Here is a 13554-nt window from a genome sequence, read left to right as displayed (position 1 = left end):
CCTTCTTTTTCTAGCAGTTCCTATATTAGCATATTTATAGTATTAAAATATATTAACGTTAAAATTTGAGTTCAAAGCCTTCTACATCATCTGAAACCTCCACAGGTATCCCCATAATGGTTTTAGGTTTGGAAACGTAAACAAAACGCATCTCTTCTTTTAACTGCTGAAGTGTGCTTTCATTAACTACAATTTTCGCGGGTTTTCCCGGACTATTATCAATGGCCGCTTTTATTTTACCGAGCACGCAGAACCCTCCTTCTTTACATTCTCATCACGATAGAAAAAGCAGAAATATCAGCATAATTACATTAACTACAGCCAAAATGCCTGAGACATATGCTATGCTCTTCTTTTTTCTCCAGAAAAACAGCACATTGGCCAATAACATAAAACTGATCAGTGCATCAAATACCCGAAATGCTAATTGATTAAAAGAAATCTTTGTTCATAAAAGCCCATTGCAGCCAGATAAATCATCAAGATCGTGAAATTTATAGAATGAAACACCGGACAACAGATTCAGCATAATTCATGCTCACTATGGACATGATTTCGTTAGATGATATAAAATTTGCTTGAAAGTATCTATTGGATAAAGAGGAGCAATATATGGATAAATATCAAGAAAAAACATTACCGGACATTACGAAACATGTAACATTAGAAGCGCCTATTCAAAAGGTTTGGGAGACAGTCTCAACTTCAGAAGGCATAGCCAAGTGGTTTATGCCGAATGATTTTCAGTTGAAGGAAGGATATAAATTTCATTTGCAATCACCATTTGGACCATCACCTTGCAAAGTTTTGACGGTTCATGCTCCCGGAGAGCTTTCTTTTGAATGGGATACTGATGGATGGATTGTTACATTTCAATTAACAGACGTAGGGAACAAAACAGAATTCACTCTCATCCACAGCGGTTGGAAGAAGCCGGATGAAATGATCGGTAAGGCAAACGAGAAAAGCTCAGTCATTCGGGATAAGATGGATGGCGGCTGGACAGGCATTGTGAATGAACGACTTCGCAAGGCTGTTCAAGAGTAAGGTATTTCATTGCTCATACAGTATAAAAAGAGAGAGCTCCCTCTCTCTTTTATTCATGACAAAGTTAAATTCACTGAACTGTATCTCCGAATCAATCGTAAAACGTAACTGTTTTTGATTTACCAGAGTAATCAGTAACAAAGAACTCTGCCTTGTTATTGCTTCCATCTACAAATTTCCCGATACTGCTAAAGGTATGACATTCTCCGGGTGAAAAATAATTAGAACCCACATATTCATCAGGGTTGTCACCAGCATCATCCTCATATAGATGCAGCGATACGGAGAAAGGTGTACTTCCTGAAAGACAAACTCTAAAATCACCTCCGCTCGAGTATACCGTCGGACTTGAATAAGTATAGGTGTAAGTCCCAAGCTTATCCCACTCTCCGGCTCCAGCAGTTCCCGCTTTTTCTGCATGTGCAGATAATGGAAAAGCGACAGCGAACATGAAAACAGGCAGGCACCCTATTAGCTTATTGCATCTCATAATAATATCTCCTCCTTATTTTAATCATAGCAACTTACAGTTATATATATCACCCCCCTTTAAATAAAATTGCAGGTATGTGTATGGTATTGGAAGCTTCATACGTTTTATCATCAGCATTTTCCCTGAAGAAATCACATCATTCTCCCTTCCCCTGTGTTATACAAAATATTCAAAACAGACGTATTCTCATTTGAACTGCCATCTTTTATAATTTGTTAATAAGGGTTCGTACTTCAAACAAGAGGAGGAGAAGCATCATGGAATTAAGCGTCACAAAAATGTTAGTTATTTTATTTGTAGGTTTTTTAGTGTTTGGTCCTGATAAGCTGCCTGCGCTTGGCCGATCTGCCGGAAAAGCCTTATCAGAATTTAAAAAAGCGACAAGCGGATTGACTCAAGACATAAGAAGTAGTGGTTCAGAAAACAAAGAAGACAAGCAAATGTAAGGTAAAATGATTTGGCCGATGCACATCGGCTTTTTATATTGTTGTTTCTGCATGATCCATCAGTTTTCCTCTGATTATTCCTCAACTTCTTTTTTTGGACAGCCCTTTTTTACTTTTGCAATTTAAACTGTCCAATCCGCAAACTCTAACTTCCATATAATGAAGCGTATGATCATAAAAGGAGGGGTATTTATGGGTTATTACAAAAAATATAAAGAAGAGTATTATACGGTTAAGAAAACGTATTACAAGAAGTATTACGACTATGACAAAAAACATTATGATCACCATGACAAAAAAGATTACTACTGTGATTATGACAAAAAACATTATGATCACGACAAAAAAGACTATGACTACGTTGTAGAGTATAAAAAGCGTAAGAAACACTGCTAATACTCCATTTAATCTCCTCAATTTTGCTTCCCCGGTCAATGGCCGGGGGTTTTTTTGCAGAAAAAACTATGTAACTTCAATGTCTAAACGAATCATAGGTCTAATTTGTTAGCTTTTTTACCTTTGGTGAGTGTCTTACAATTATTATTTGCTCCTTAATGCTGATTTTTTAATAAATATTGAACATTTGATACATAGTTTAATTAGTTTATTTTTAGATCTAGGGTGTCAATATATAAACATAACGCATTCATAAACAAGAGATTTTAACGATTTTGTCGATTTATCTTAATAAAAGAAGTTCCAAAATAAGGTATAATAATTGACGAAACCACTTTTAAAAGGGGGAATTTTGTTGAAAAAAGTATTAATTGCAGGTGCAGTAGGAACAGCTATTCTTTTCGGAACCATTTCTTCGGGAGTTCCAGGTCTTCCAGGAGCAGACACTCAAGTGGCAAAAGCGGCTTCCCAGCTGCCTAAGGGAATCGGCGGACGCTCCTACATAAACAGTACAGGCGCTGTATTCACGGCTAAAATTAAGCTTCCCGACACTGTGAACATCCAAGACTCTGTCTCTACCCCTTATATTTATTCAGGCTTTAGCGCAAAAAACGGAACTGAGGCAGATATCGGCCTACAGTACAGCAAACAATACAACGTCTGGAAACCGCTCATGAAAGTCGGTTCTAAAAATGATGAAACGTATATCGAAGGAAAAGAGAAATTTACTTATAATAAAGGCTTTCGTCCCGGAAGCACAGTTCAATTGACGATCTACAAAAACTTGAACGGGAATACTCGCATGACCCTCTGGGGAACGAACAATGACGGCTATACCGGACGTATTATCATGGAAATTCAAGGAACAAACATCGGCACTCTGTCGAAATGGAAAACACTTGCCACCGCTGCGGTTTCAGCCGAAAGCCAACGCTCTGCCATTAAAGCAACTTTTTCAACAACTTTTAACAATATCACAATCGACAATAAAGCAGTGACACCTGTCGTCGATACACAGGATTTTGCAAAAGTCCTCCCTTCTGGAAATAATGTCACGATTTCTGTTAATAAATAAGGAATGCTGCAAAGGGCGCCGGCAATGCCGGCGCCCTTTTTTATTGTATAACCTAAAAATGAAATCCACTGGATAAAATGATGATTCCAATACTATGATGTCATCATTTACCACATTTTCTCTTTACGAATTAAAAAATTCCCTCTCTTTTTTCTTGTTTAGCTTAAAAGCTATTAAAATGTTGATTAATGCAGCTGGGAAATATAAAAAACCTACTCCTAGAATACCTAAAATTGTACTTGAACTTATGATATAACTTTTTGTCATCTCTTGACTGTCATTAAAAATAAGAAGGGTAATCAATCCTGCTAATACACCTACGAACCACGCGTTACCCACTGCATAAGAATCATCTAACATTCCCATCAGCTGTCCGATGATTGAGATAACAATAGCAGTAAAACTTGATAACACGGCAAGTCTTTTCATTCTTCTGTCACCTTTTTCATATATTTAATCCGGTACATATTAACACTCCTTAACGTGCGTCAATGCTTGAATTTCCCCTGCTTAAATGTTTTTCAATTTCTCTTGCCCCTTAATGACTACTACCATTGAATACCGCAGAAGCTAATCAGACTCTTACCTTGGCTCTCTAACGAAACCGAATAGGTAAAGTGTATTCAAGTCTGCTACGGAGTTGGAGTGAATTTTTTCTTAAATTAAAAGGGCTAATGACATCTTTCCTTACATTAGTTTTAGTATTTTTGCTTTTGTTGTAATCCCCGTTTTTAAATCAGCGCTGGAATCTGAGCCACTGCTTTTATGGACATTAACTAATTTCCCTATTTTCCATCGAATTTCTTGTTCAAGACTTACTTATCTTTGAAAACTAATATGGATTTAAAAGGAATTCTAGCAATAAATACAGAATTGAAAAGATAAGCGCAAAATACGCTACAGCAACTGCAATACTGAAAACGGCGCTTATATTAAAAGAAAGAGGTGTCTTTAGAATGGTTCATTTTAAAAACTACCCCGATCCTTCTCTAAACGCCAAATCTGAGTCACACCCGGAATATACATCTGAAATTGAACATGTCAAGGAGAGAATGCAAAACCTTATTAGGCATTCCGTTACAGATCAAAACGTCGAAGTAACTGACGCAAGGATGACGGCAGAAGGAGAGATCACCTCTCTTTTAAAAGAACGTCTTGACAGAGAATACCATAAGCTTTTAAGTAAAATCACCCGGGAAGTAAATGTGGAAGACTTCGGAGCTGTTCCCGATGGACGAGACAATACAGAAGCTTTTCGAAAAGCAATCGGTAATGGTCGCGTCAAAGTAAATGTTCCTGCCGGAGAATATCTGGTTCAAGGGATTAAACTTCCGTCCTGGACAACAATTGCAGGGCAAGGTAAAGGAATTACCGTAATTAAACTTCATGAAGACTCTCCCGCTCATGAATGGGTAATCACAAATGATGATTACCAAAATGGGAACCGCAATATTTTTGTTCAAGGAATGTCATTAGACTGGAATCCTAATAGACAATGCGGTGTGAAAAATCCTGGTGGTCAATTCTCCAGCTGTTTAACTTTTGCTAAAGTTGAATATGGATGGATTAGAGACGTGGAAGCCATTAACGCAGGTCTTCACGGCATTGATATTACATCCCCAACGTACGATCATTTACCTGATACCGACTGGACTAAAGACGGCTCAAAATATATTTGGATTGATAACTGTGTGGCATATGGTTCAGGAGACGACGGCATTACTACCCATTATAGTGAATACATCTTTATTTCAAATTGCCATTCCGGTAATCCGCGAGGAACGGAGTTTGCAGAGGGTGTATCCAACTCCAACGGAATAGAAATCGACGATGGGTCTAAGCATGTATGGCTTTTGAATAACTTTACAAGCGGAAACATTCGTGGAGTAGAGGTTAAAGCGCATGCAATGTGGCCAGCCTCTCAAAATGTCCATATCATCGGCCATGTTTCTTATCGTGATGTCCGGGCATTTGATCTTCGTCATATTGGTCATCATCAAGCCACTGATCCTGAAAGCACAACGGCTTATGATGTCACACTCATTGATTGTTCAGCAATTGAACCGGTTTTCAACTCTCTTTATGAAGCTGTCACGCCAAGAGCTCTAGTTGTTTCAGCATATAAAAACGTTAATGTAAGCGGATTCACAGCAATTGGTGATCCCGACTATGACTATAAGGAAAATCCTGTCGTAGCTTTGCAATACCGCAGTCAGAATATCACCCTTAGCGGTATTAAAATTCGCGGATTTAAAAAAGCCGGTGTTGATATTCATTTATCAGGCGGGTCAAATAAAACTGATTATATTAAAATTTCAAACTTTGATATTTATCAATCTGCTCCAAAAGGAATTTCAATCGGTGGCGGTCTCTATAATGTGAATATACTAAACGGTACAATGATTGCTGATAACGGAGCGGTCGGAATTCAGTCGCCTAATAATCAAACCGTCATTCTCGGTGTACATGCAGAAGGCTATAGTGCGGCGGTCACCATCAAAGGTCAATCATACCAGCATGTACCCATTAATTTAAAAGGCGGCGCACAGCTTGCAACAACCTCTGGCTTCGCCTTTAACCAAACGAGCGCAGTTATCGCTGGTACCGGAGACATTACGGCGAAGGGAGAAAGAAATGCGGTCATCGGCGCTTCAGGAGGCTCTAGCACAGAAGGCTCCCGTGCATTAATCGCTTCTTCAAACAATGCCCATATTAAAGGAAACAATGTTTCAAGGACAATTTTGTCTTCTGAAAGTATTATACTGGAAGAACCATACACCGTGGCAGGAGGCCATCAATCAATGAAATGGCTTCTTGACTCAGTTGGAGGAAACGGGACATTTGCAGGAGCAATCAGTTCTTCCTTAAATGGATATGGAGAGTATTTTGAGAGTTCAACTGGGCAGTTAATCCAGACAGGTACAATCGTCACTTTAAGAGGTGAAAAAATAGCGCCCGCCCACGTGGGAGATTATATGCTTGGAGCTATTTCGGAAACAGCAGCTTTCATTTCAGGAGCATCCAGCTTCGTCTGGCAGGACCGCTATTTGACTAATGAGTTTGGCGGATTCATTTATGAGGATCTGATCGACAAGGAAACCGGTGAATTGATACGTGTGCCAAAACAAAATCCAGACTATGATGCAGCGCTGGAGACCGCTTATCATTCACGGGCTGTAAGGGACGAATGGCATGTGGTTGGACTGGCGGGACAGCATTATGTACGTATTGACGAAACTGTGGGACAAGGAGACTACCTTACTGCGCATAATGGGATAGGAACAAAAGCATCTGAAGGAACCTGGAAAGTAATGAAAATCACTACCATTTACACTCCGGAAAAAGGGTACGGCATCGCACTCACCGTCATTAGATAGTGAGAGTCTGGAACAAGTTCTTTATACTGATGAAAGATTAAATGATATCAGTTTTTTTATTTCCTGTTGGTTTAATATCAAGATATCTCAAGCTATAATAGCCCAAGATTCAGGCTCATTTTCTTGAAACTTGGGCTTCATGACCACTTCATTAGAAATCAAAAATACGTAACAAACCTAAATCACAATATTTTTATAAACATCCTTGTTTTGATCCATATTCCCTTCTTCACATTTCCGGGGAAGGAAGGTTAACATTAACCAACATTGCATTTTTACATCAGTATTTAAAAATTCCGTGCATTCCAATTAAGGTGCTAATACTATTCCTCACCTTTTTTATACATTTCATTTTATAACTCTTAAATCTTTGGAACGGCTTTTATATCTGTAGCCTTAAAACTTTCTTGCTACGCATAACGTTGAATGTTTCCACATCTTTGATTTCCCCTCATTTTTTTATTCAAATAATTCATTCTTCACTTGCTGCATCATACTCCCCTTTTTGATTTTCAGATACCAACCCTGTACAATATTCAAAAAACCAAAAGGATGATGAACATGTGTGGCAGATTCACTTTATTCTCAGAATTTGACGACATCATTGAGCAATTCAACATAGATCACTTCTTGCCTGAAGACGAATATCACCCCAGCTATAATGTCGCGCCAGCACAAAACATCCTTACCATTATTAATGATGGATCAAGCAACCGTCTTGGAAAATTAAGATGGGGTCTCATTCCTCCTTGGGCTAAAGATGAAAAGATCGGTTATAAAATGATCAATGCTCGTGCTGAAACATTGGCCGAGAAACCCAGCTTTCGAAAACCGCTTGTCAGCAAACGCTGCATCATTCCGGCCGACAGTTTTTATGAATGGAAACGCCTTGATCCAAAAACTAAGATTCCTATGAGAATCAAGCTGAAATCATCCAATCTGTTCGCTTTTGCCGGCTTATACGAAAAGTGGAATACACCTGAAGGTTACCCGCTCTACACTTGCACAATCATTACGACAAAACCTAATGCGCTTATGGAAAATATCCATGATCGAATGCCGGTTATATTGAATTACGAATATGAAAAAGAATGGCTAAACCCTAAAAATACAGATCCCGATTATCTCAAAAGCTTGCTTTTGCCTTATGATGCTGATGACATGGAAGCATACCAGGTTTCATCATTAGTTAACTCACCTAAGAACAATTCACCTGAGCTTATTGAAGCCCATTAAGTACCCTGCCAGATTGCTTTATATATCACCTTCGCCTAAGCAAAATAAACGAACGTGTACAGATTCAAAAACACCCCCTTATGTGCCATGCGTTATTTTTAAACCTAATGATTCAGTCAGCTGCCCAATTTTTAAATTGAATCGATTAAAGATATAGAGCGTTTCTCTGTAATGAGGAATGCTTTTTTCTTGTCCAAAGTGAAAAAAGACAGCTCTAAAACAACAAGGAAATAATCTATTTCAATATTTTTTTATTGTAAAACGATAAATAATATGTTAAATTCAAATCGACATTATTAGGTGAGGTGCTTTTTATGAAACGAGGATCAACACTCTTTTTAAAGATAGCTGTTATTCTTATTGGAATTCCAGTTCTTGCTTTGTGCATATTTTTAGTGCCGGAGATAGCGAACTTTGCAGCGGAATTGTATCCAGATATTTCTTATCTGAAATATCTTGTTTATATCGATTTGTATGCAGCGGCGATACCTTTTTATTTCGCTCTGTATCAAGCCTTTACACTTTTAAGCTATATTGACCGGAATAAAGCTTTCTCGGAATTATCAGTAAGAGCTTTAAAGAAAATAAAATACTGTGCAATCACCATCAGTCTTTTACTTGCGGCAGGCATGCCACTCTTCTATCTCATCGCGGAGATGGACGATGCTCCAGGTATTATACTAATCGGATTGGTCCTTATTTTTGCCTCAATGGTTATCGCAGTCTTTGCTGCTGTTCTCCAAAGGCTTTTGCAAGAAGCTATAGATATAAAATCAGAAAATGATTTAACAGTCTGAGGTGAAAACAATGGCAATTATAATCAATATTGATGTGATGCTGGCTAAAAGGAAAATGAGCGTAACGGAACTGTCGGAGAAGGTTGGAATCACGATGGCTAATCTTTCTATATTAAAAAATGGAAAGGCAAAGGCCATTCGATTATCAACTTTAGAGGCGATTTGTAAGGCTTTAGAATGTCAACCCGGAGATATTTTGGAATACCGAAGTGATGAAGACATCCAAGATTAATAAGTCAGGAATAATCATGCAAGGAAAAGATAGTTACTCGGCGGTGATTCTATGCACATAACCCTATGTCTATTTAGCGACTATACTAAACAGGCCTTCCATATATTCAAAAAAACCTTTGGAGGCAAAATTCATGAAAGCATTTAAACAGCTCGTTTGTTTTGGCTGGGAGCAGGCCCTATCATGTCTGTTTCCTGTCGTTATTTTTGCCTCTTTGGCAATTACACAAATCATACCGCTTCCCCTCCTGCCACGGTATGACTGGCTGCTCATCATCTGCCTTCTCATGCAATGGTGGATGGTGTATTCAGGGCTTGAAACACGGGATGAACTAAAGGTGATCACAATGTTCCACCTTATTGGACTTGCTCTTGAACTTTTCAAGGTACATATGGGCTCTTGGTCTTATCCGGAGGAGGGATATTCCAAAATTTTTGGAGTGCCTTTGTATAGCGGCTTTATGTACGCAAGTGTAGCCAGTTATCTTTGCCAGGCATGGAGGAGGCTTAAGGTTGAACTGGTTAAGTGGCCGCCGTTTTGGGCCGTTGTACCTCTCGCCGCTGCGATTTATTTGAATTTTTTCATCCACCATTTTTGGATTGACGTCCGCTTTTGGTTATCTGGACTTGTCTTGATCGTCTTTTGGCAATCATGGGTTACATACGAGGTGAACGGGACTCGTTACCGTATGCCGCTCGCCCTATCATTTATGCTCATCGGGTTTTTTATATGGATAGCCGAAAATATCGCAACGTTTTTTGGGGCTTGGGAATACCCAAACCAAACCGATACATGGAGTCTCGTTCATTTAGGAAAAGTGAGTTCATGGCTCTTGTTAGTGATTGTCAGCTTTCTTATAGTAGCGACGTTAAAACAAGTTAAGGGGAAAAATTCCACCAGGATAGATACTAGTCCATTTTTATAATCGTTAAAGAATCTTCTTTAATAAAAGTTGGATCCCGCATAGTAAGCAATTAGCGTACAACATTCTGAATAAGTAAAGTGGAAAAAGCAACGTTTGAATTGTTGCTTTTTTCTTTATAAATAGCTGCCGGAATTATAGAGGGTTATTTCAGTAAGATTTCGACCAGGAAGTAATGCTTTAATCAAAATCAGCTTTCGTTTAGAGAGCTCAGTCATGTGGACTCAACCTTATGTCTCTCTAATTCACCCTCCCATAAAAGAAGTCGTCAGGTTGCATAAGGTGAATGAATAGCTTATGTCATTTATCGCTCGGCATTTATTTCTTTTGGTAGCTGTGATGGCGCTTTGGGAACTTTTCGCAGTTTGATATTGATGACATCAGAGGAATAAAGCGTAACAATCATACTTCCCTCATATCGTTTGGCCCGGATTAGGACCGGTTGGTTATATTGATTATGAAAGCGAAAGTCAGGGCCTCCCCAGCTTACGGTTGCATCACGTCCGGACGGCACATATGGTACGCTTCTTGTGTGAGAATAACGCTGAACGATTTGCAGCCCTGCACGATCGACAGCATTAAATAATGTTGATGACACCTGACAAATTCCCCCGCCTACACCTTCAGACAACTCACCTTTTACGATAATAGGTGCCCGCATGTATCCTTTGTCCTGAGTTCTCATCCCAACTACTTGATTAAATGAAAACGTCTCATTTGGAAAAACAACATGATTGTCAATTGCTTTTGCAGAAAGAGAAATATTGTGTGAACGGCTTTTATTGCTTGAATTAAAATAAGTTACATACTGGCCTAACTGCTGCGTACTGATGTGAGCAAGCAACTCGCTGTCAACTTTCGGATAAATGTTCAATTCCGGCACTTCTATTTTGGATGGGCCATGACCAAAGAAATAGGCATAAAATTTCTCCTTAAACGCCTGTTGATAAAGTCTGTAACCCATTTTCCCCGGGATGATGATTCCTTGATCGTTAAGCTTGGCGTTTATGGGCTCCTGGTAAATTTGTTGATCAAGCTGTTTGATAAACTTACGGTATTTTTCATGATCAATCATTGGGGTACCGGGAAGAGGCATCGTAAAATCTTCGCGGTGAACAGTAGCAATTGTCCGTCCTTGTTGTGTGATCGCTAAACTGTCAGATGGCTCGCTGGGCTGAGCCAATAATAAAAGGCCAGTGATCCAAATATGTATCATAAGTCGGCATACCTCCCGACAATTAGTATGAACAGGAGCTTATCCTTTGATGTATCTCGTCTTATCATATCGTTCTTAAGCGTCTGGTCTTTGTTTGAACCCAACGTGAGCCCTCCTAAGAGAGCTTTGACTTATGTGATTAGTCCATGTCTACTTCAGCATTCACATCACCTAGTGTTAAGAAATCATGTCTTAACCAATACCAATGTTGTCAAGCAATCGTTGAATTAAATCAGTAAATGAAGTTACTGCCATAGGCAGCTATTTTTGTTTAGATGTACTATCTGATCCTCGGTCATCGTATCAATCTTCACCTAAGTGAAGAAAATCAATATTGAACTAATCAGCTAATATAAAAAAATAAAAGTGCTGTCGACTCCGGCCATCGGTTAGCATCTTCTCGTTAGATCAAGAGTTTGCTGTTGAATGATTTCAGTTAAGGTTGAATAAAATCAGATTGAAAGCATCCAACCATCAATGTTACAGGATTTATTAACGGCTAAATGCGCTTTACACTATTCTATAAGAAGGAAGGAAGCGTCGATGACAAAGCTCTGCCGAGAAGTTTGGATTGAAGTAAATCTTGATGCCATAAAAAAAAATTTGCGAGCAATACGCCATCATATACCAAAAAAGACCAAAATTATGGCTGTCGTAAAAGCGAACGGTTATGGTCATGGGTCTGTAGAAGTAGCGCGCCATGCACTGGAACACGGGGCTAGTGAGCTCGCTGTTGCCAGCGTGGAGGAAGGAATCGTTTTACGAAAAGCGGGAATTACAGCGCCTATCCTTGTGCTTGGTTTTACATCCCTTAGTTGTGTGAAAAAATCAGCAGCTTGGAATATAGAGTTATCAGCATTTCAGGTTGAATGGATCAAAAAGGCTAACAATATATTGGAAAGTGAAGCGGGTACTAACCGATTGGGTATTCATATTAATGTGGATACTGGTATGGGCCGACTAGGTGTACGTACAAAAGAAGAACTTTTAGCAGTAGTGAATGCATTAACAGCAAGTAAACTCCTAAGATGGGAAGGTATCTTTACACATTTTTCAACAGCCGATGAAGAAGACACCACTCTAACCAGACTGCAGCACGATCAATTTCTCCGTTTTCTCCGTTTTTTAAAAAACCAAGACATTGAGCTGCCCACCGTGCATATGAGCAACACGGCTGCGGCTATCGCTTTTCCGGAATTTAGCGCTGATATGATTCGTTTAGGTATAGGCTTATATGGATTATATCCTTCAGCATATATAAAACAACTACATCTCGTTAAGCTTGAACCTGCACTAAGTTTAAAGGCGCGTATCGCTTATGTGAAAACCATGCTGACAGAACCCCGTACCATTAGTTATGGTGCTACATACATCGCAAATCCCGGTGAAGTCATTGCTACACTCCCGATCGGATATGCTGACGGTTATTCTCGCGCGCTTTCAAATCGCGGGTTTGTTCTTCATCGCGGAAAACGAGTGCCGGTGGCGGGAAGAGTGACAATGGATATGATCATGGTTAGTTTAGGAGAGAGTGAAGGCAAACAAGGAGAGGAAGTTGTGATTTACGGTCACCAAAAGGGAGCTGAGATTCCCGTTGATGAAGTTGCTGAAATGCTTAATACGATTAACTATGAAGTGGTATCTACATTAAGCCGTCGCATCCCCCGTTTTTATATAAGAGATGGCGAGATTTTTAAGATATCAACTCCAGTAATGTACGTGTAGATTTTTTCTTTCATTTTTTTGCAAATGTGAGGTGGTCAATCCCTCTTTTATGCTGATTTAAGATCCTATCATAAGAGGGATTCAGTTTTACACACTTATCCCCCCTATCGCTGCAATTTTAGAAAGAGGATCACAATATCAAATAGGAATTTTAGGTATTATTTCTCGATTAATTAAGAAAAAGTATTGTGAATACTTAAGCTACTTAGTCGCTGCCTTTTTCTCGTTTTGCAGAAAAACAGAGTCCCAGATCCAAAAGATTACAGCAAATGATATACTAAATAAGTAAACTTCGTATTCCATTAGGAAGTCTAAGGTGTTCTTTGGATCAGTAATTACAGCGAAGAATAACCATACTAAGAAGGAAAAGAATATGTATATGAGTAAATATTTCGGGTTAAACCTCTTTGGATTGCGATTTACGAAATATTGAACAGGTGCAGCAAAGATTACATAAAAGATAAACAGAATAACACTTATGAAGAAGTATGGAATATAGCCATCATAATCAATGCCAAAAACATAAACAACAGCAGCTGATAACGCAGACAAGACATGAACAAATATGATCCTTAAAACTTGCATGTTTAAA

General features: G+C 38.9%; 15 protein-coding genes. 10 read left to right on the top strand and 5 right to left on the bottom strand.

Features of this window, described 5'->3' with window-relative positions; all coding sequences use genetic code 11:
• Nucleotides 1-58 precede the first annotated feature (58 nt).
• Nucleotides 59-247 carry a hypothetical protein gene (locus tag P3L57_RS09655; RefSeq protein ID WP_059335696.1) on the bottom strand — a complete coding sequence of 63 codons (189 nt, stop codon included), beginning with the start codon at nucleotides 245-247 and terminating at the stop codon, nucleotides 59-61.
• Between the two features lie 365 nt (nucleotides 248-612).
• Between P3L57_RS09655 and P3L57_RS09650 the strand changes: the two genes are divergently transcribed.
• Entirely contained in the window at nucleotides 613-1047 is a 435-nt protein-coding gene (locus P3L57_RS09650; RefSeq protein ID WP_059335697.1) for an SRPBCC family protein, read from the top strand.
• Nucleotides 1048-1138: 91 nt separating this feature from the next.
• Here the strand turns inward: P3L57_RS09650 and P3L57_RS09645 are convergent, their stop codons facing one another.
• Entirely contained in the window at nucleotides 1139-1537 is a 399-nt protein-coding gene (locus P3L57_RS09645; protein WP_069486590.1) for a hypothetical protein, read from the bottom strand.
• Nucleotides 1538-1797: 260 nt separating this feature from the next.
• Here P3L57_RS09645 and P3L57_RS09640 point away from each other — a divergent pair, with 260 nt between their 5' ends.
• The 3 genes from P3L57_RS09640 (at nucleotide 1798) to P3L57_RS09630 (ending at nucleotide 3457) form a co-directional block, all read left to right on the top strand.
• Nucleotides 1798-1986 carry a twin-arginine translocase TatA/TatE family subunit gene (locus tag P3L57_RS09640; RefSeq protein WP_044155756.1) on the top strand — a complete coding sequence of 63 codons (189 nt, stop codon included), beginning with the start codon at nucleotides 1798-1800 and terminating at the stop codon, nucleotides 1984-1986.
• A gap of 192 nt (nucleotides 1987-2178) precedes the next feature.
• Nucleotides 2179-2382: a spore coat protein CotC gene (locus P3L57_RS09635; RefSeq protein WP_024121562.1), complete on the top strand. Its 204-nt coding sequence runs from the start codon at nucleotides 2179-2181 to the stop codon at nucleotides 2380-2382.
• 352 nt (nucleotides 2383-2734) lie between these two features.
• Nucleotides 2735-3457, top strand: coding sequence for a YrpD family protein (locus tag P3L57_RS09630; protein WP_139127433.1), 723 nt, complete (start codon nucleotides 2735-2737; stop codon nucleotides 3455-3457).
• 123 nt (nucleotides 3458-3580) lie between these two features.
• On the opposite strand, the gene P3L57_RS09625 is transcribed toward P3L57_RS09630, so the two are convergent.
• On the bottom strand, nucleotides 3581-3886 hold the full coding sequence (locus tag P3L57_RS09625) for a hypothetical protein (RefSeq protein ID WP_059291753.1): 306 nt from the start codon (nucleotides 3884-3886) through the stop codon (nucleotides 3581-3583).
• A gap of 527 nt (nucleotides 3887-4413) precedes the next feature.
• On the opposite strand from P3L57_RS09625, the gene P3L57_RS09620 reads away from it, so the two are divergent.
• From P3L57_RS09620 to P3L57_RS09600, 5 genes are all read left to right on the top strand, one after another.
• On the top strand, nucleotides 4414-6834 hold the full coding sequence (locus tag P3L57_RS09620; protein ID WP_069486588.1) for a peptidase G2 autoproteolytic cleavage domain-containing protein: 2421 nt from the start codon (nucleotides 4414-4416) through the stop codon (nucleotides 6832-6834).
• 561 nt (nucleotides 6835-7395) lie between these two features.
• Nucleotides 7396-8070 (top strand): SOS response-associated peptidase, encoded by a 675-nt coding sequence (locus P3L57_RS09615; protein WP_069486587.1) that lies wholly within the window; start codon nucleotides 7396-7398, stop codon nucleotides 8068-8070.
• A 314-nt stretch (nucleotides 8071-8384) separates the two neighbouring features.
• The gene (locus P3L57_RS09610; protein ID WP_044155761.1) at nucleotides 8385-8867 is read left to right on the top strand and encodes a DUF2975 domain-containing protein; all 483 of its coding nucleotides are present in this window, start codon (nucleotides 8385-8387) and stop codon (nucleotides 8865-8867) included.
• 10 nt (nucleotides 8868-8877) lie between these two features.
• Nucleotides 8878-9099 carry a helix-turn-helix domain-containing protein gene (locus P3L57_RS09605; protein WP_069486586.1) on the top strand — a complete coding sequence of 74 codons (222 nt, stop codon included), beginning with the start codon at nucleotides 8878-8880 and terminating at the stop codon, nucleotides 9097-9099.
• Nucleotides 9100-9232: 133 nt separating this feature from the next.
• Entirely contained in the window at nucleotides 9233-10024 is a 792-nt protein-coding gene (locus tag P3L57_RS09600) for a DUF817 domain-containing protein (RefSeq protein WP_044155762.1), read from the top strand.
• A gap of 301 nt (nucleotides 10025-10325) precedes the next feature.
• On the opposite strand, the gene P3L57_RS09595 is transcribed toward P3L57_RS09600, so the two are convergent.
• Nucleotides 10326-11237, bottom strand: coding sequence for a VanW family protein (locus P3L57_RS09595; protein WP_069486585.1), 912 nt, complete (start codon nucleotides 11235-11237; stop codon nucleotides 10326-10328).
• Between the two features lie 543 nt (nucleotides 11238-11780).
• Here P3L57_RS09595 and alr point away from each other — a divergent pair.
• Entirely contained in the window at nucleotides 11781-12962 is a 1182-nt protein-coding gene (alr, locus tag P3L57_RS09590; RefSeq protein ID WP_059335702.1) for an alanine racemase, read from the top strand.
• A gap of 201 nt (nucleotides 12963-13163) precedes the next feature.
• On the opposite strand, the gene P3L57_RS09585 is transcribed toward alr, so the two are convergent.
• A complete protein-coding gene (locus P3L57_RS09585; RefSeq protein ID WP_059335703.1) occupies nucleotides 13164-13547 on the bottom strand; it encodes a UPF0715 family protein in 384 nt (127 codons plus the stop codon).
• Nucleotides 13548-13554 lie beyond the last annotated feature (7 nt).

Source organism: Bacillus sp. B28 (genome assembly GCF_029536185.1).
In the GTDB taxonomy this organism is placed as follows: domain Bacteria; phylum Bacillota; class Bacilli; order Bacillales; family Bacillaceae; genus Bacillus; species Bacillus halotolerans.
This window is presented reverse-complemented; position numbering and strand designations above follow the sequence as displayed.

Coding starts and splice junctions, on each gene's coding strand:
- P3L57_RS09620 (WP_069486588.1), top strand. CDS start 4,414: ATGGTTCATTTTAAAAACTACCCCGATCCTTCTCTAAACGCCAAATCT.
- P3L57_RS09635 (WP_024121562.1), top strand. CDS start 2,179: ATGGGTTATTACAAAAAATATAAAGAAGAGTATTATACGGTTAAGAAA.
- P3L57_RS09595 (WP_069486585.1), bottom strand. CDS start 11,237: ATGATACATATTTGGATCACTGGCCTTTTATTATTGGCTCAGCCCAGC.
- P3L57_RS09585 (WP_059335703.1), bottom strand. CDS start 13,547: ATGCAAGTTTTAAGGATCATATTTGTTCATGTCTTGTCTGCGTTATCA.
- P3L57_RS09640 (WP_044155756.1), top strand. CDS start 1,798: ATGGAATTAAGCGTCACAAAAATGTTAGTTATTTTATTTGTAGGTTTT.
- P3L57_RS09650 (WP_059335697.1), top strand. CDS start 613: ATGGATAAATATCAAGAAAAAACATTACCGGACATTACGAAACATGTA.
- P3L57_RS09610 (WP_044155761.1), top strand. CDS start 8,385: ATGAAACGAGGATCAACACTCTTTTTAAAGATAGCTGTTATTCTTATT.
- alr (WP_059335702.1), top strand. CDS start 11,781: ATGACAAAGCTCTGCCGAGAAGTTTGGATTGAAGTAAATCTTGATGCC.
- P3L57_RS09615 (WP_069486587.1), top strand. CDS start 7,396: ATGTGTGGCAGATTCACTTTATTCTCAGAATTTGACGACATCATTGAG.
- P3L57_RS09625 (WP_059291753.1), bottom strand. CDS start 3,886: ATGAAAAGACTTGCCGTGTTATCAAGTTTTACTGCTATTGTTATCTCA.
- P3L57_RS09600 (WP_044155762.1), top strand. CDS start 9,233: ATGAAAGCATTTAAACAGCTCGTTTGTTTTGGCTGGGAGCAGGCCCTA.
- P3L57_RS09645 (WP_069486590.1), bottom strand. CDS start 1,537: ATGAGATGCAATAAGCTAATAGGGTGCCTGCCTGTTTTCATGTTCGCT.
- P3L57_RS09605 (WP_069486586.1), top strand. CDS start 8,878: ATGGCAATTATAATCAATATTGATGTGATGCTGGCTAAAAGGAAAATG.